Genomic DNA, 16,258 nt, shown 5'->3' with positions numbered 1-16,258 from the left:
CATGTCCGTTCGTCGACTGGCACCGAAAGAGCTGCAACCCGAGAGCTTCGCGTTCACCGCGGAAAATCTTGCCTGGGCGCAGAAGGAAATCACGAAGTATCCGCCGGGCCGGCAGTTCTCGGCGGTGATCGCGATCATGTGGCGGGCGCAGGAGCAGTGCGGCGGTTGGCTGCCGGAAGCGGCGATCCGCACCGTCGCCGACATGCTGCAGATGCCGCACATCCGCGCGTTGGAAGTGGCGACCTTCTACACGATGTTCCAGCTCAACCCGGTCGGCAAGAAAGCCCACGTCCAGGTCTGCGGCACCACGCCGTGCCGGCTGCGCGGCGCCGGGGAGCTGATCGAAGTCTGCAAGAACCGGATCCATCACGACCCGTTCCATCTGTCCGCCGACGGCGACTTCTCCTGGGAGGAGGTCGAGTGCGCCGGCGCCTGCGTGAACGCGCCGATGGTGCAGATCTGGAAGGATACCTACGAGGATCTGACGCCGGAGACGCTGAACAAGGTGCTGGACGGCTTTGCCAGCGGCAATCCGCCGACGCCGGGTCCGCAGAACGGCCGCCAGCACGCGGCACCGATGACCGGCCCGACCACGTTGAAGTCGGGTGGTATCAACGTATCGCCGGTCGACTCCAATGGGCCGGCCCTGACCGACAATGACGCGAAGCGGGCGGGGGCGGCTGCCAACGTCCAAGAGCGCCCGGCGCCCAAGCCGCCTGCGGCCGACGCCACCGAGAAGAACCCGCCATGACGACGATCGCCCCGGCGGGGCGCGCCGTCGCGGAAAGCGCGAGAGCCATGCCGACTCCTGTTTACATCCTGCTGCACGGCATCGCCGCAGCAGCGTTCATATTTCTACTGCAGCGCTACGCGCTCGGTGCAACACTCCAATCGAGCGTGATCTGGGCGCTGACCTTCGGGGGATGCGCTATCGGGCTCGCTTACATGCAATCGAAACGCTGACAGGGAACGCCGCAAGCCATGCTGGACGACAAGGACCGCATCTTCCGGAACCTGTACGGTCTCGACGACTGGACGCTGAAGGGCGCACGCCGTCGTGGCGGGTGGGAAGGTACCAAGGCGATCATCGACAAGGGCCGCGACTGGATCATCAACGAGATGAAGGCGTCGGGCCTGCGCGGCCGCGGCGGCGCCGGCTTCCCGACCGGCCTGAAGTGGTCTTTCATGCCGAAGGACAATGCCGACGGCCGGCCGAGCTATCTCGTCGTCAATGCCGACGAGTCCGAGCCCGGCACCTGCAAAGACCGCGAGATCATGCGCCACGACCCGCACACGCTGGTCGAAGGCTGTCTGCTCGCGGGCTGCGCGATGGGGGCCCACACCGGCTACATCTACGTCCGCGGCGAGTTCATCCGCGAGCGCGAGCGGCTGCAGGCGGCGATCGACCAGGCCTATGAGGCCAAGCTGATCGGCAAGGACAACGTTCACGGCTATCCGTTCGACCTCTACGTCGCTCACGGCGCCGGCGCCTACATCTGCGGTGAAGAAACCGCGCTGCTCGAAAGCCTCGAAGGCAAGAAGGGCCAGCCGCGGCTGAAGCCGCCGTTCCCGGCGAACGTCGGTCTGTTCGGCTGCCCGACCACGGTCAACAACGTCGAGTCGATCGCGGTCGCCCCGGACATCCTGCGCCGCGGCGCAGCGTGGTTCTCCTCGATCGGCCGGGCCAACAACGTTGGGACCAAGCTTTACGGCATCTCCGGCCACGTCAACACGCCCTGCGTCGTCGAAGAGGCGATGAGCATTCCGTTCCGCGAGCTGATCGAGAAGCACGGCGGCGGCATTCGTGGCGGCTGGGACAATCTGCTGGCGATCATCCCCGGCGGCGCGTCGTGCCCGCTGATCCCGGCGGCGGATTGCGAAGAGCTGATCATGGACTTCGACGGCACCCGCGCGGTGAAGTCGAGCTTCGGCACCGCCGGCGTGATCGTGATGGACAAGTCGACCGACGTCGTCGCCGCGATCGCGCGGATCAGCTACTTCTTCAAGCACGAAAGCTGCGGCCAGTGCACGCCGTGCCGCGAAGGCACCGGCTGGATGTGGCGCGTACTCGACCGCATGGTCGAAGGCCGCGCCCATAAGCGCGAAATCGACATGCTGCTGGAAGTGACCAAGCAGGTCGAAGGCCACACCATCTGCGCGCTCGGCGATGCCGCGGCCTGGCCGATCCAGGGCCTGATCCGCGCCTTCCGCCCCGAGATCGAGCGCCGTATCGACGACTTCTCGCGCAAGGCCACGCTCGACGATCAGGGCGTGCTCGATCCGGCGCACATGCAAGCGGCGGAGTGACTGCCATGATCAAGATCATCGTCGACGGCAAGGAAGTCGAAGTTCCGCCGGAGTACACGCTGCTGCAGGCCTGTGAGTCCGCCGGCGCCGAAATTCCGCGGTTCTGTTACCACGAGCGGCTGTCGATCGCCGGCAACTGCCGGATGTGTCTGGTCGAGCTGAAGGGCACGCCGAAGCCGGTGGCGAGCTGCGCCTGGGGCGTGCGCGACTGTCGCCCGGGTCCGAACGGCGAGCCGCCGGAGATCTCGACCAAATCTCCGATGGTCAAGAAGGCACGCGAAGGCGTGATGGAGTTCCTGCTGATCAACCATCCGCTCGACTGCCCGATCTGCGATCAGGGCGGCGAGTGCGACCTGCAGGACCAGGCGATGGGCTACGGCGTCGATCAGAGCCGGTTCGCCGAGAACAAGCGCGCGGTCGAGGACAAGTATCTCGGCGTGCTGGTCAAGACCTCGATGACCCGCTGCATCCAGTGCACCCGCTGCGTGCGCTTCGCGGCGGAAATCTGCGGCGTGCCCGAAATGGGTGCGATCGGCCGCGGCGAGGACATGGAGATCACCACCTATCTCGAACGGGCGCTGACTTCGGAGCTGCAGGGCAACCTGGTCGACATCTGCCCGGTCGGCGCGCTGACGTCCAAGCCGTACGCCTTCGCGGCGCGGCCTTGGGAACTCGGCAAGACCCAATCGGTCGACGTGATGGACGGCGTCGGTTCGGCGATCCGCGTCGACACCCGCGGCCGCGAAGTGATGCGCATCCTGCCGCGCGTCAACGAGGCGATCAACGAGGAGTGGATCTCCGACAAGACCCGCCACGTCGTCGACGGCCTGCGCACCCAGCGGCTCGATCGGCCGTACGTTCGCGAGGGCGGCAAGCTGAAGCCGGCGAGCTGGCAGCAGGCATTCGCCGCGATCAAGGCCAAGCTCGACGGCACGCCGGCCAAGAAGATCGGTGCGATCGCCGGCGATCTCGCCGCGGTCGAAGAGATGTTTGCGTTGAAGCAGCTGCTCGCCAAGCTCGGCTCGACCAACGTTGCGGCGCAGAACGTTGCGGCGTTTGATCCGAAGGCCGGCCGCGCCAGCTACATCTTCAATCCGGGCATCGTCGGCATCGAGCAGGCCGACGCGGTGCTGATCATCGGCTCCGATCCGCGCAAAGAGGCGGCGATCCTCAACGCCCGCATCCGCAAGCGCTGGCGGGCCAGCGGCATGCCGATCGGCGTGATCGGCGACCAGGCCGAGCTGACCTATCACTACGACTATCTCGGCGCCGGCACCGACACGCTGAACGATCTGATCGCCGGCAAGCTCGGCTTCGCCGAGACGCTGAAGAACGCCAAGCGCCCGATCATCCTGGTCGGCGCGGCGGCGACCGCACGTCGCGACGGCGCGGCGATCCTGTCGCTGGCGGCCAAGCTCGCCGCCGACGTCGGTGCGCTCGATGACGGCTGGAACGGCTTTGCGGTGCTGCATCCGGCGGCCTCCAGCGTCGGCGCGCTTGACATCGGCTTCGTGCCGGGAATGGGCGGGCTGGGCGCAGCGGAGATGGCGACCGCCGGCGGCGTCGACGTGCTGTTCTCGCTCGGCGCCGACGAGGTCAAGCTGCCGGACGGCGCGTTCGTGGTTTACATCGGCACCCACGGCGATCGCGGCGCACACCGTGCCGACGTGATCCTGCCGGGCGCCGCCTACACCGAGAAGTCCGGCATCTACGTCAACACCGAGGGCCGCGTGCAGATCGCGGGCCGGGCGTCGTTCCCGCCGGGCGATGCGCGTGAGGACTGGGCGATCCTGCGGGCGCTGTCCGAAGCGCTGGGCGCCAAGCTGCCCTACGACTCGCTGGCGGCGCTGCGCAAGGCGCTGTTCGCCGAGGTGCCGCATCTGATGCGGGTCGATCAAATCGAGGCCGGCGATCCGGCCGATCTGCGCAAGCTGGCGAGCGCCGGCGGCAGCGTCGAGAAGACGCCGTTCAAGCCGGTGATCGCCGATTTCTACATGACCAACCCGATCGCGCGGGCATCCGCGGTGATGGCGGAATGCTCCCGCCTGGCGTCGGGGCAATTGCTGACGGCGGCGGAGTAGGCGGGACCCATGGCAGAATTCTTCGCGACCAACCTGTGGCCGCTGCTCGTGGTGATCGGGCAGAGCGTGCTGCTGTTGGTCATCCTCCTGATCGCGATCGCCTACATCCTGCTCGCCGACCGCAAGATCTGGGCGGCGGTGCAGATCCGGCGCGGCCCGAACGTGGTCGGACCGTGGGGTTTGCTGCAGTCGTTCGCCGACTTGCTGAAGTTCGTCCTCAAGGAACCGACCATTCCGGACGGCGCCAACAAGGGACTGTTCCTGCTGGCGCCGCTGGTGACCTGCGTGCTGGCGCTCGCGGCCTGGGCGGTGATCCCGGTGAATGCCGGCTGGGTGATCGCCGACATCAATGTCGGCGTGCTCTACATCCTCGCGGTGTCGTCACTGTCGGTGTACGGCATCATCATGGCGGGCTGGTCGTCGAACTCGAAGTACCCGTTCCTCGCCGCGCTGCGCTCGGCCGCGCAGATGGTGTCCTACGAAGTCTCGATCGGTTTCGTAGTGATCTGCGTGCTGCTCTGCGTCGGCTCGCTGAATCTGACCGCAATCGTCGAGGCGCAGGATGGCAAGTGGGGCATGCTCGGCTGGTACTGGCTGCCGCTCTTCCCGATGTTCGTGGTGTTCTACGTCTCGGCGCTGGCCGAAACCAACCGCCCGCCGTTCGACCTCGTCGAAGCGGAATCGGAACTCGTCGCCGGCTTCATGGTCGAATACTCGTCGACCCCGTATCTGCTGTTCATGCTCGGCGAATACGTGGCGATCGTCACGATGTGCGCGATGGGCACGATCCTGTTCCTCGGCGGATGGTTGCCGCCGGTGCCTTACGCACCCTTCACCTGGGTGCCCGGCATCGTCTGGTTCTCGCTGAAGCTGCTGTTCATGTTCTTCCTGTTCGCGATGGCGAAGGCGATCGTGCCGCGCTACCGCTACGACCAGTTGATGCGGCTGGGCTGGAAGGTCTTCCTGCCGCTGTCGCTGGCGATGGTGGTGATCGTGGCGTCGGTCCTGCAGTTCGCCGGCCTGGCACCGAAATGAGGCTTCGATGAACGTCACCGCTACCGCCCGTTCGCTGCTTCTGACCGAGTTCGTATCGGCGTTTTTCCTCGCCATGCGTTACTTCTTCAAACCGAAGCCGACGATCAATTATCCTTTCGAGAAGAACCCGATCTCACCGCGGTTCCGCGGCGAGCACGCGCTGCGCCGTTATCCCAACGGTGAGGAACGCTGCATCGCCTGCAAGCTGTGCGAGGCGGTGTGCCCCGCGCAGGCGATCACCATCGAGGCCGGCCCGCGCCGCAACGACGGCACCCGCCGCACGGTGCGCTACGACATCGACATGGTGAAGTGCATCTATTGCGGGTTCTGCCAGGAGGCGTGCCCGGTCGACGCGATCGTCGAGGGCCCGAACTTCGAGTTCGCCACCGAGACCCGCGAGGAATTGTACTACGACAAGGCCCGCCTGCTGGCCAACGGCGACCGCTGGGAACGCGAAATCGCCAAGGCCATCTCCCTCGACGCGCCGTACCGGTGAGCTGACGCCATGTCGATGCCCGTCCTGTTCTTCTATCTCTACGCCGGGGTGGCGATCGCCGCCGCGGTGATGGTCGTGGTCGCCCGCAACCCGGTGCACTCCGCGTTGTTCCTGATCCTGGTGTTCGTCAACGCCGCCGGCATGTTCGTGCTGATGGGGGCCGAATTCCTGGCGATGATCCTGATCGTGGTCTATGTCGGCGCCGTCGCGGTGCTGTTCCTGTTCGTGATCATGATGCTGGACGTCGACTACAGCCAGCTCCGCGAAGGCTTCCTCGAATATCTGCCGTTCGGCCTCTTGATCGGCTTCATCTTCCTGGCCGAGCTGCTGCTGCTGGCCGGCGGCTGGGTGATCAGCCCGACCGTCACCAAAGCGGTGACCTCGCCGATCCCGACCGGCGTGTCCAACACCGAGGCGCTCGGCCTCGTGCTCTACACCCGCTACATCCACTACTTCCAGGTGTCGGGCATGGTGCTGCTGGTGGCGATGGTCGGCGCGATCGTGCTGACGCTGCGGCACAAGAAGAAGGTCAAGCGGCAGGATATCGCCGCGCAGAACGCCCGCTCCAAGGAAACGGCGATGGCGATCCGCCACGTCAAGACGGGGCAGGGCCTGTCCGACAACGATGCCGGGGAGTGGGTGCGATGAACGAGATCGGGCTTGGCCATTTCCTGTCGGTCGCCGCGGTGCTGTTCACCCTCGGCACACTCGGCATCTTCCTGAACCGCAAGAACGTCATCATCATCCTGATGTCGATCGAGCTCATGCTGCTCGCCGTCAACATCAACCTGGTGGCGTTCTCGATCTACCTGAACGACATCGTCGGGCAGGTTTTCGCGCTGCTGGTGCTCACCGTCGCAGCCGCGGAGGCCGCGATCGGCCTGGCGGTGCTGGTGGTGTTCTTCCGCAACCGCGGCACCATCGCGGTGCAAGATATCAACTTGATGAAGGGCTAGGGCATGATCGGCAATCGATCGCGGATTGACGGCATCGTCCGGAGGCTGAAGGCGCGCGCATGATCCAGGCTATCGTATTCCTGCCGCTTGTCGGCGCGCTGATCGCCGCCGTCATTGCGCTGGTGGGCGCTCATGCCCGCAACCCGAGCGGCGACACCGTCGAACATCACGACGATCACGGTCATGGTCATGACCACGCTGGGCACGGCCACGACGCTCACGCGCATGCCGCGCATGGTCATGATGATCACGCTCATGACGATCACGCCCACGGCCCGGTCGAGCCGGCCGCGGCCGGCTCGCGTCTCGCCGAGATCGTCACCACGACGCTGCTGCTGATCTCCTGCGCGCTGTCCTGGGTGACGCTGGTCGAAGTCGGCTTCATGCACCACGATTCACGCGTTGCGTTGTTGCCGTGGATCAATTCCGGCGAGCTGCAGGTCGCCTGGGCGCTGCGCGTCGACACGCTGACCGCCGTGATGCTGGTGGTGGTGACGACGGTGTCGTCGCTCGTGCACCTGTATTCGATCGGTTACATGCACGAGGATCCGCATCGGCCGCGGTTCTTCGGCTATCTGTCTCTGTTCACCTTCGCGATGCTGATGCTGGTGACCGCCGACAACCTGCTGCAGCTGTTCTTCGGCTGGGAAGGCGTCGGTCTGGCGAGCTATCTGCTGATCGGGTTCTGGTACCAGAAGCCGTCCGCCAACGCAGCCGCCATCAAGGCCTTCGTGGTCAACCGCGTTGGCGACTTCGGCTTCCTGCTCGGCATCTTCACGATCTTCGTGCTGGTCGGCTCGACCGATTTCGACACCATCTTCTCGGCCGCGCCGGGCCTCACCGGTAAGACCATCAACTTCTTCGGCTGGCACGCCGACGCCCTGACGCTGGCCTGCCTGATGCTGTTCATGGGCGCGATGGGTAAGTCGGCGCAGTTCCTGCTGCACACCTGGCTGCCGGATGCGATGGAAGGCCCGACCCCGGTGTCGGCGCTGATCCACGCCGCGACCATGGTCACCGCTGGCGTGTTCATGGTGGCGCGGATGTCGCCGCTGTTCGAACTCGCCCCGAATGCCCAGGCCGTGGTGATGTTCTTCGGCGCCACCACCGCGTTCTTCGCGGCGACGATTGGTCTGGTCCAGAACGACATCAAGCGGATCGTGGCGTATTCGACCTGTTCGCAGCTCGGCTACATGTTCGTGGCGATGGGGGCGGGCGCTTACTCGGTTGGCATGTTCCACCTGTTCACGCACGCGTTCTTCAAGGCGCTGCTGTTCTTGGGCGCCGGCTCGGTGATCCACGCGATGCATCACGAGCAGGACATCCGCAACATGGGTGGCCTGAAGGACCGCATCCCGTTCACCTATGGCGTGATGCTGATCGGCACCCTGGCGCTGACCGGCTTCCCGCTGACCGCCGGCTACTTCTCCAAGGACGCGATCATCGAGGCGGCGTTCGTCTCGAAGAACCCGCTGGCGTTCTATGGCTTCCTGATGACCGTGGTCGCCGCGCTGCTGACCTCGTTCTATTCGTGGCGCCTGGTGTTCAAGACCTTCCACGGCGAGCCGCACGATCGGAAGCACTACGAGGCGGCGCATGAAAGCCCGCTGGTGATGACGATCCCGCTGTTCGTGCTCGCCTTCGGTGCGCTCGCGGCCGGCTATCCGTTCAAGGAGCTGTTCGCCGGCCACGGCATCGAGGAGTTCTTCCGCTCGTCGCTGAAGATGCACCCGCACATCATCGAGGAGATGCACCACATCCCGGCCTGGATCGCGCTGCTGCCGACGGTGATGATGGTGGTGGGCTTCCTGGTGTCCTGGTTCTTCTACATCCGGCGCCCGGATATCCCGATGGAGCTCGCCAGCCAGCATCGGCTGCTCTACCAGTTCCTGCTCAACAAGTGGTACTTCGACGAGTTGTACGAGATCATCTTCGTGCGTCCGGCGAAGTGGATCGGCCGCCAGCTCTGGAAGAAGGGCGATGGCCTGCTGATCGACGGCTTCGGTCCCGACGGCATCTCCGCCCGGGTGCTCGACGTCACCCGCGGGGTGGTCCGGATGCAGACCGGCTACCTCTACCACTACGCATTCGCGATGCTGATCGGCGTGGCCGGTCTGATCACCTGGTTCATCCTCGGCTTGGGGGGCCGGTAAATGTCGGCTTCGATCATGACCTGGCCGGTGCTGTCGGTCGTTACGTTCCTGCCGGTGCTCGGCGCGGCACTGGTCTATCTCGCCCGTGGCGAGGACGAGGCGGCGCGGCGTAACGCCCGCTGGATCTCGCTGTGGACCACGCTGATCACCTTCGCGGTGTCGCTGCTGCTGGTCTGGCACTTCGATCCGGCCAACCCGGGCTTCCAGTTCGTCGAAAAGGCGCCCTGGCTCGGCAACACCATCACTTATCACATGGGTCTCGACGGCATTTCGCTGCCGCTGGTGATCCTGACCACCGCGATCATGCCGTTCTGCATCATCGCGAGCTGGCGCTCGGTGACGGTGCGGGTGCGCGAATACATGATCGCGTTCCTGATCCTCGAAACGCTGATGATCGGCACCTTCTCGGCGCTGGATCTGGTACTGTTCTATCTGTTCTTCGAAGGCGGCCTGATCCCGATGTTCCTGATCATCGGCGTCTGGGGCGGTCCGCGCCGGGTGTACGCGTCGTTCAAGTTCTTCCTGTACACGCTGCTCGGCTCGGTGCTGATGCTGCTGGCGATCATGGCGCTGTACTGGAACGCCGGGACCACCGACATTCCGACTCTGATGCGCACCTCGGTCCCGGGCGGTCTGCAGACCTGGGCGTGGCTGGCGTTCTTCGCTTCCTTCGCGGTGAAGATGCCGATGTGGCCGGTACACACCTGGCTGCCGGACGCCCACGTCGAAGCGCCGACGGCGGGCTCGGTCGTGCTCGCCGCGATCCTGCTGAAGATGGGCGGCTATGGCTTCCTGCGGTTCTCGCTGCCGATGTTCCCCGATGCCTCGGCGTATTTCGCGCCGCTGATCTACACCCTGTCGGTGATCGCGATCATCTACACTTCGCTGGTCGCTCTGATGCAGGAGGACATCAAGAAGCTGATTGCGTACTCCTCGGTGGCGCATATGGGCTTCGTCACCATGGGCATCTTCGCCGGCACCACCCAGGGCGTCGCCGGCGCGGTGTTCCAGATGGTCAGCCACGGCATCGTGTCGGGCGCGCTGTTCCTCTGCGTCGGCGTCGTCTACGACCGGATGCACACCCGCGAGATCGCCGCCTATGGCGGCCTGGTCAACCGGATGCCGCTGTACGCGCTGGTGTTCATGGTGTTCACCATGGCCAATGTCGGCCTGCCTGGCACCTCCGGCTTCGTCGGTGAATTCCTGACGCTGCTTGGCACCTTCCGCGTCAACATCCCGACCGCGACGCTGGCGACCACCGGCGTGATCCTGTCGGCCGGCTACGCGCTGTGGCTGTATCGCAAGGTGGTGTTCGGCGCGATGACCAAGCCGGCTCTCGCCAGCATCAAGGATCTGACCTGGCGCGAGGGCCTGATGATGGCGCCGCTGCTGGTGCTGACGATCCTGTTCGGCTTCTATCCGAAGCCGGTGCTCGACATGTCGGCCGCCTCCGTTCAGCAACTCGTCAACAACTACGCCGCCGCCGTGACTGCCGTGAAGGCAGCGGCGCTGCCGTGACCGGCAAGGACTGATCCAGATGAACTTTGAAACAGCCGGTTACCCGCTGCTTCCGATCCTGCCGGAACTGGTTCTGGTGGTAGGGGCGATGCTGCTCCTGATGCTCGGCGCGTATCGCGGGCCGAAGGCCACCGGCACCGTCACGGTGCTGGCGATCCTGCTGCTGCTCGCCACCGGCGCGCTGGAGCTGTTCGCGCTGCCGGCCGGCAAGCTGGTCACCTTCGGCGGCAGCTTCATCGTCGACGACTTCGCCCGCTTCCTGAAGGTGCTGGCGCTGATCGGTTCGGCCGTGACGCTGATCCTATCGCTCGAAGTGCTGACCGACCCGTCGCGCCGGATGTTCGAATACGCCATCCTGGTGCTGCTGTCGTCCGCCGGCATGCTGTTGCTGATCTCGGCCGGCGACCTGATCATGCTGTATCTCGGTCTCGAACTGATGAGCCTTGCGCTCTACGTGGTCGCGGCCAGCAACCGTCAGGATGCCAAGTCGAACGAAGCCGGCATGAAGTACTTCGTGCTCGGTGCGCTGTCGTCCGGCATGCTGCTGTACGGCGCCTCGCTGATCTACGGCTTCACCGGCACGGTGCAGTTCTCGGGCATTGCCGCTGCGGCCAAGGACGGCAATGTCGGCCTGGTGTTCGGCCTCGTGTTCCTGCTCGCCGGCCTGTGCTTCAAGGTCTCGGCGGTGCCGTTCCACATGTGGACGCCGGACGTCTACGAAGGCGCGCCGACCCCGGTCACCGCGTTCTTCGCCTCGGCGCCGAAGGTGGCGGGCATCGCGATCTTCACCCGCGTCACGCTGACCGCTTTCCCGAGCATTGCGCCGCAGTGGCAGCAGATCGTGATTTTCGTGGCGATCGCCTCGATGGCGCTCGGCTCGTTCGCGGCGATTGGCCAGAAGAACATCAAGCGCCTGATGGCGTATTCGGCGATCGCAAATATCGGCTTCGCGCTGGTCGGTCTGTCGGCCGGCACGGTCGAAGGCGCGCAGGGCGTGATCGTCTACATCTCGATCTATGTTGCGATGACGCTGGGCGCGTTCGCGGTGATCCTGGCGATGCGTCGCAACGGCATGCATGTGGAGAACATCAGCGACTTCGCCGGCCTGTCGCGCACCAATCCGCCGCTGGCGTTCTTCTTCGCCATGCTGTTGTTCTCGTTCGCAGGCATTCCGCCGCTGGCCGGCTTCTTCGCCAAGTTTTACGTGTTCATGGCCGCGATCAAGGCCGGCATGTTCGTGCTGGCGGTGATCGGCGTCGTCACCAGCGTGGTGGGCGCCTACTACTATCTGGCCATCGTCAAGGTGATGTACTTCGACGAGCCGGCCCCGGGTGTCGATCCGGTGCGGCCGGAGCTGCGCGGCGTCCTGATGGTCGCCGGTCTGTTCAACATGCTGTTCTTCGTTTACCCGGCGCCGCTGGTGAACGCAGCAACAGCGGCAGCCAAGTCGCTGTTCTGAATGACGGCGCTGCATCTCGGATCAAAGGCGGCAGCGGCGGGCTATAAGCTCGCCGCTTTCGATTCCACGGGCTCGACCAATGCCGAAGCGCTGACCAGCGCGCGGGCAGGCGAGGCGGGGCCGATGTGGTTCGTCACCACCGAGCAGACCGCCGGCCGCGGCCGCCGCCAGCGCGCCTGGATCGCGCCGCGCGGCAATCTGGCCAGCAGCGTTCTCGAAGTGATGCGGGTGCCGCCCGGCACTGCGGCGACGCTCGGCTTCGCGGCCGGGCTTGCGCTCGAAGCCGCGCTGCAGCAGGTCAGCCTGGAAGCGCGGGCGCGCTCGGGCACCGATTTCGGTTTCCGGCTGAAATGGCCGAACGACGTGCTGGCGTCGGGCAAGAAGCTCGCCGGCATTCTGCTCGAAGCCGAGAACGTCGGCGATCGCCTCGCTGTGGTGGTCGGCATCGGAACCAACGTCATTGCGGCGCCGACCGATACGCCGTATCCGGCGGTCTCGCTGCACGACCTCGGCATCTCGGTGACCGCTGAGGATCTGTTCGCGGCGCTGTCCGACGCCTGGACCGAGCTGCGTGGAATCTGGGACAACGGCCGCGGCTTTCCGCAGATTCGCCGACGCTGGCTGGAGCGCGCCGCCGGCCTTGGCGAAGCGGTGTCGATCCGGTCCGGCGACAGCGCGCTCGAGGGCGTGTTCGACAGCATCGACGACACCGGCTGTCTGATTGTGCGCACCACCGACGGAAGAAGGGTGCCGGTTTCGGCCGGTGACGTGTATTTCAAGGGCGTCGCATCAATGGGAGCGGCGTGATGGCGCGTCCGGACGAGTTTACATTTGCGCCGCTCGGCGGCGTCGGCGAGATCGGCATGAACCTGTCGATCTATGGCCTTGGCAATCGCCATCAGCGGAGCTGGCTGGCGGTCGACCTCGGCGTGTCGTTCGGCGACGAGGAGCATCTGCCCGGCATTGATCTGATCATGCCGGACGTCCGCTTTCTCGAAAAAGAGAAGAAGAACCTGGTCGGGCTGGTGCTGACGCACGCCCACGAGGACCATTTCGGCGCGATCATCGATCTGTGGCCGAAGCTCGGCTGCCCGATCTACGCCACCAAGTTCAGCGCATCGCTGTTCGCCGCCAAGCTGGCGGCCGAACGCACCACGCTGAAGATCCCGATCACCGAAGTGCCGTCGGGCGGCACGATCGATCTCGGCCCGTTCAGCGTCGAGTTCATCCCGGTGGCGCATTCGATTCCGGAAAGCCATGCGCTGGCGATCCGCACCTCGGTCGGCACCGTGCTGCACACCGGCGATTGGAAGATCGATCCGACGCCTGTGGTCGGCCCGCCGACCGACGAGGCGCGGCTGCGTCAGCTCGGCGACGAAGGCGTGCTGGCGCTGATCGGCGACTCCACTAACGCAGTGCGTGACGGCCGCTCGCCGTCGGAGGCCGAAGTCGCGGTCTCGCTCGCCGGCCTGATCAAATCCGCCAAGGGCCGCGTCGCGGTGACGACCTTCGCATCCAATGTCGGCCGCATCCGCGCGGTCGCCGATGCGGCGAAGGCGGCCGGGCGCGAAGTGGTTCTGGTCGGGCGCGCGATGGACCGCGTCGCGCAGGTCGCGCGTGAGACCGGGCATCTCGATGGGGTGCAGAGCTTCCGCGGGCCCGAATATTACGGGCATTTCCCGCCCGACAAGGTGCTGGCGCTGTGCACCGGCAGCCAGGGCGAGCCGCGCGCCGCGCTGGCGCGGATCGCCAAGGACGATCATCCCGAGATCACCCTCAACAAGGGCGACTGCGTGATCTTCTCGTCGCGCACCATTCCGGGCAACGAGAAGGCGGTCGGCAGCATCATCAACGGACTGGTGACGCAGGGCATCGAGGTGATCACCGATCGTGATCATCTCGTCCACGTCTCCGGCCATCCGCGCCGCGACGAACTGCGCGAGATGATCTCCTGGGTGCGGCCGCAGCTGCTGATCCCGGTGCACGGCGAGGCGCTGCATCTCAACGAACACGCCAAGCTGGCGCGGCAGATGGGCGTGCCCAAGGTGATGACTTGCCGCAACGGCAACCTGATCCGTCTCGGGCCGGGCGATCCGGCGGTGATCGATCAGCTGCCGTCGGGCCGGCTGTACAAGGACGGCACCATCCTCGAGCAGGACACCTCGCGCGCCGTCGTCGAGCGCCGCAAGATGGCGTTTGCCGGCTGCGCCTTCGTGGCGCTGGCGCTGACCGAGACCGGCGAACTTGCTGACGACCCGGAGGTCGATCTGGTCGGCATGCCGGAGAACAACACCGCTGGCGAACCGCTCGAAGACATCGTGTTCGATGCCGTCGTCTCCACCGTCGAGGGGCTGCCGCGGGCGCGGCGGCGCGATCCGGACGCCGTCGCGGAATCGGTGCGACGCACGGTCCGCTCGATCGTCCAGGCGGAATGGGGCAAGAAACCTTTGTGCACGGTGCACGTGCTGACGGTTTGAGATAAACACCAACAAGAACACGACAACGAAAGAGGGTGACCATGCTCGGGCGGCTCAACCACGTGGCGATCGCGGTGAAGGATGCGGTGCAGGCCGCCAATGTCTACGGCGCCGGCTTCGACGCGGCGATCTCGGAAGCGGTGCCGCTGCCGGAGCACGGCGTCATCACCGTGTTCGTCACCCTGCCGAACACCAAGATCGAGTTCATCCAGCCGCTCGGCGAAGCCTCGCCGATCGCCAAGTTTCTCGAGCGCAACGCCGACGGCGGCATTCACCACGTCTGCTACGAAGTGCCGGACATCATCGAAGCGCGCGACCGCCTGACCAAGGAAGGCGCGCGGGTGCTCGGCGACGGCAATCCGAAGATCGGCGCGCACGGCAAGCCGGTGCTGTTCTTCCATCCGAAGGATTTCTCCGGCGCGTTGGTCGAGATCGAACAAGCCTGATCGATGGTTTCCACCGTCGCCGGGCTGCTCGCGATCTACTTCGTCTTATGGTGGATCGTGTTGTTCGTGACGTTGCCGTTCGGCGTGCGCAGTCACGCCGAGAGCGAAGGTGAGGGGGCCACTCCCGGCACCGATCCCGGCGCCCCGGTGGCGACGCTGCTGGCGCGCAAGGCGCTGTGGACCACGCTGATCTCGGCGGTGATCTTCGCGATCGCGCTGTATGCGTATCGCTCCGGCTGGCTCGGCATCGATCGTCTCGCCAAGCTGATGCATCTGCCGCTGTAGCGGCCAGCGCCGTACGAATCGCCGCATGCGGCCGGGCTGTTCAACGAACGGCCAATGATCCCAACTTACGCAGCCGATATTGCCTCGCTTCTTCTCGGCCGGTGTCTTTGCTGTTGCACGGCCTGATGAGATCGATGCCTGCGCGGCATGATCGAGGCGACTGCTAAGCCGCGCACGCGACTCACTCTGCAAATGGCGTTGGGGTGGATTCGCCTGCGGACGACATGGCCGTCTAGCGATTCGTCGAATGAAAAATAGTGCCGAAATGGTGCTTAAAAAGAAAAAGCAGGGCGCGGCGCCCTGCTGAAAAACTTGTCGACCCTATAATTTTCCCGAATAGTTGTTTGTATTAGTTGGCCGGGCGACGTTCGTTTGTGAACGTCAGGGTTCCTCCCGAGACTTGGACCACTCAGACTTTTGCCGCAAGGCTCAGCCTGTGGTCATATTGGTAGCCTATTCCAAGCGCCTTGTCATCATTCTCAGCAACGAATGTTCAAATTTAAGGCAAGACGTGAAATGAACGAGAACTCGCCAGCTGCACGCGGTTTGCAGTTTCGTTTGGCGCGCTTGCCGGGCTGTGCGATGCTGCGTTTCCCAACCGAACGCAACCGACCTGCATGATAATTCACCCGCACAAAGGACTGTCTGCGCTGCGCCGACGTCTCGGGCGGTTGATTCCGTTGGTTGCCGTGGTGGTGCTGGTGCAGCTGTTGGCGCCGATCGGTGCCGTGCGCTTCATCGCCAGCGCGATCGCCGATCCGGTCGGCGTCGCGCCGCTGTGCGCCGAGATGGCGAGGCCAGGGCAAGCGTCACACGCCGCTTTACCGTCGGGGCACGACTCCGGCTGCTGCGCGATCTGCGCCGTCGGCCTCAACGGTGCGCCGGTGCCGGCGCCGCCGCCGCAGGATTTCGTCGTGGCGCGGTTTGCCGAGGAAGTGGTCTGGCATCTGGCTGAGCCGTCGGCGATCGACCATCGCTCGTTCGTCGACGCTCAGGCGCGCGGGCCGCCGGCTCTGGTCCCAGTCTCCGCCTGACCGCGGCGTCC

General features: G+C 65.3%; 16 protein-coding genes. All 16 read left to right on the top strand.

Going from position 1 to position 16,258, the window contains the following annotated elements:
* Position 1: 1 nt before the first annotated feature.
* The 16 genes from nuoE to HZF03_RS14795 all read left to right on the top strand — a co-directional run bounded on the left by nuoE (position 2) and on the right by HZF03_RS14795 (position 16,247).
* Positions 2-751, top strand: coding sequence for an NADH-quinone oxidoreductase subunit NuoE (gene nuoE, locus HZF03_RS14870; protein ID WP_011158496.1), 750 nt, complete (start codon positions 2-4; stop codon positions 749-751).
* Positions 748-963, top strand: a complete 216-nt coding sequence (locus HZF03_RS14865; RefSeq protein ID WP_011158495.1) for a hypothetical protein — start codon at positions 748-750, stop codon at positions 961-963. The genes nuoE and HZF03_RS14865 overlap by 4 nt, the downstream gene beginning before the upstream one ends.
* An 18-nt stretch (positions 964-981) precedes the next feature.
* Positions 982-2,307: an NADH-quinone oxidoreductase subunit NuoF gene (nuoF, locus tag HZF03_RS14860; RefSeq protein WP_011158494.1), complete on the top strand. Its 1,326-nt coding sequence runs from the start codon at positions 982-984 to the stop codon at positions 2,305-2,307.
* Between the two features lie 5 nt (positions 2,308-2,312).
* Positions 2,313-4,388, top strand: a complete 2,076-nt coding sequence (gene nuoG, locus HZF03_RS14855; RefSeq protein WP_119018671.1) for an NADH-quinone oxidoreductase subunit NuoG — start codon at positions 2,313-2,315, stop codon at positions 4,386-4,388.
* A 9-nt stretch (positions 4,389-4,397) separates the two neighbouring features.
* A complete protein-coding gene (nuoH, locus tag HZF03_RS14850; RefSeq protein ID WP_012496375.1) occupies positions 4,398-5,423 on the top strand; it encodes an NADH-quinone oxidoreductase subunit NuoH in 1,026 nt (341 codons plus the stop codon).
* Positions 5,424-5,430: 7 nt separating this feature from the next.
* Positions 5,431-5,919 (top strand): NADH-quinone oxidoreductase subunit NuoI, encoded by a 489-nt coding sequence (gene nuoI / locus HZF03_RS14845; protein ID WP_011158491.1) that lies wholly within the window; start codon positions 5,431-5,433, stop codon positions 5,917-5,919.
* Positions 5,920-5,928: 9 nt separating this feature from the next.
* Positions 5,929-6,567: an NADH-quinone oxidoreductase subunit J gene (locus tag HZF03_RS14840; protein ID WP_011158490.1), complete on the top strand. Its 639-nt coding sequence runs from the start codon at positions 5,929-5,931 to the stop codon at positions 6,565-6,567.
* A complete protein-coding gene (nuoK, locus tag HZF03_RS14835; RefSeq protein ID WP_011158489.1) occupies positions 6,564-6,875 on the top strand; it encodes an NADH-quinone oxidoreductase subunit NuoK in 312 nt (103 codons plus the stop codon). Before HZF03_RS14840 ends, nuoK begins: the two co-directional genes overlap by 4 nt.
* 59 nt (positions 6,876-6,934) lie before the next feature.
* The gene (gene nuoL, locus HZF03_RS14830) at positions 6,935-9,028 is read left to right on the top strand and encodes an NADH-quinone oxidoreductase subunit L (protein WP_119018670.1); all 2,094 of its coding nucleotides are present in this window, start codon (positions 6,935-6,937) and stop codon (positions 9,026-9,028) included.
* Entirely contained in the window at positions 9,029-10,546 is a 1,518-nt protein-coding gene (locus HZF03_RS14825; RefSeq protein WP_165858129.1) for an NADH-quinone oxidoreductase subunit M, read from the top strand.
* A gap of 19 nt (positions 10,547-10,565) precedes the next feature.
* Positions 10,566-12,005, top strand: a complete 1,440-nt coding sequence (gene nuoN, locus HZF03_RS14820; RefSeq protein WP_011158486.1) for an NADH-quinone oxidoreductase subunit NuoN — start codon at positions 10,566-10,568, stop codon at positions 12,003-12,005.
* Positions 12,006-12,812 carry a biotin--[acetyl-CoA-carboxylase] ligase gene (locus HZF03_RS14815; RefSeq protein WP_119018669.1) on the top strand — a complete coding sequence of 269 codons (807 nt, stop codon included), beginning with the start codon at positions 12,006-12,008 and terminating at the stop codon, positions 12,810-12,812. It abuts the gene before it with no gap.
* Positions 12,812-14,482 (top strand): ribonuclease J, encoded by a 1,671-nt coding sequence (locus HZF03_RS14810; protein ID WP_119018668.1) that lies wholly within the window; start codon positions 12,812-12,814, stop codon positions 14,480-14,482. Before HZF03_RS14815 ends, HZF03_RS14810 begins: the two co-directional genes overlap by 1 nt.
* Before the next feature lie 41 nt (positions 14,483-14,523).
* Complete coding sequence (gene mce / locus HZF03_RS14805) at positions 14,524-14,928, top strand: methylmalonyl-CoA epimerase (protein WP_119018667.1); 405 nt, start codon at positions 14,524-14,526, stop codon at positions 14,926-14,928.
* Positions 14,929-14,931: 3 nt separating this feature from the next.
* Positions 14,932-15,213, top strand: coding sequence for a DUF1467 family protein (locus tag HZF03_RS14800; protein WP_011158482.1), 282 nt, complete (start codon positions 14,932-14,934; stop codon positions 15,211-15,213).
* Between the two features lie 671 nt (positions 15,214-15,884).
* Entirely contained in the window at positions 15,885-16,247 is a 363-nt protein-coding gene (locus HZF03_RS14795) for a hypothetical protein (protein ID WP_234832242.1), read from the top strand.
* The last annotated feature ends 11 nt before the right edge of the window (positions 16,248-16,258 follow it).

The organism is Rhodopseudomonas palustris (assembly GCF_013415845.1).
GTDB classification, from domain to species: domain Bacteria; phylum Pseudomonadota; class Alphaproteobacteria; order Rhizobiales; family Xanthobacteraceae; genus Rhodopseudomonas; species Rhodopseudomonas palustris_F.
The sequence above is the reverse complement of the archived record's forward strand: the minus strand, read 5'-3'. Positions and strand labels throughout refer to the sequence as shown.

Bases quoted from the DNA above. Each gene is read 5' to 3' on its own strand.
- nuoK (WP_011158489.1), top strand. From the start codon at position 6,564: ATGAACGAGATCGGGCTTGGCCATTTCCTGTCGGTCGCCGCGGTGCTG.
- nuoG (WP_119018671.1), top strand. From the start codon at position 2,313: ATGATCAAGATCATCGTCGACGGCAAGGAAGTCGAAGTTCCGCCGGAG.
- HZF03_RS14865 (WP_011158495.1), top strand. From the start codon at position 748: ATGACGACGATCGCCCCGGCGGGGCGCGCCGTCGCGGAAAGCGCGAGA.
- nuoN (WP_011158486.1), top strand. From the start codon at position 10,566: ATGAACTTTGAAACAGCCGGTTACCCGCTGCTTCCGATCCTGCCGGAA.
- nuoI (WP_011158491.1), top strand. From the start codon at position 5,431: ATGAACGTCACCGCTACCGCCCGTTCGCTGCTTCTGACCGAGTTCGTA.
- mce (WP_119018667.1), top strand. From the start codon at position 14,524: ATGCTCGGGCGGCTCAACCACGTGGCGATCGCGGTGAAGGATGCGGTG.
- HZF03_RS14815 (WP_119018669.1), top strand. From the start codon at position 12,006: ATGACGGCGCTGCATCTCGGATCAAAGGCGGCAGCGGCGGGCTATAAG.
- HZF03_RS14825 (WP_165858129.1), top strand. From the start codon at position 9,029: ATGTCGGCTTCGATCATGACCTGGCCGGTGCTGTCGGTCGTTACGTTC.
- nuoH (WP_012496375.1), top strand. From the start codon at position 4,398: ATGGCAGAATTCTTCGCGACCAACCTGTGGCCGCTGCTCGTGGTGATC.
- nuoF (WP_011158494.1), top strand. From the start codon at position 982: ATGCTGGACGACAAGGACCGCATCTTCCGGAACCTGTACGGTCTCGAC.
- nuoE (WP_011158496.1), top strand. From the start codon at position 2: ATGTCCGTTCGTCGACTGGCACCGAAAGAGCTGCAACCCGAGAGCTTC.
- HZF03_RS14810 (WP_119018668.1), top strand. From the start codon at position 12,812: ATGGCGCGTCCGGACGAGTTTACATTTGCGCCGCTCGGCGGCGTCGGC.
- HZF03_RS14800 (WP_011158482.1), top strand. From the start codon at position 14,932: ATGGTTTCCACCGTCGCCGGGCTGCTCGCGATCTACTTCGTCTTATGG.
- nuoL (WP_119018670.1), top strand. From the start codon at position 6,935: ATGATCCAGGCTATCGTATTCCTGCCGCTTGTCGGCGCGCTGATCGCC.
- HZF03_RS14840 (WP_011158490.1), top strand. From the start codon at position 5,929: ATGTCGATGCCCGTCCTGTTCTTCTATCTCTACGCCGGGGTGGCGATC.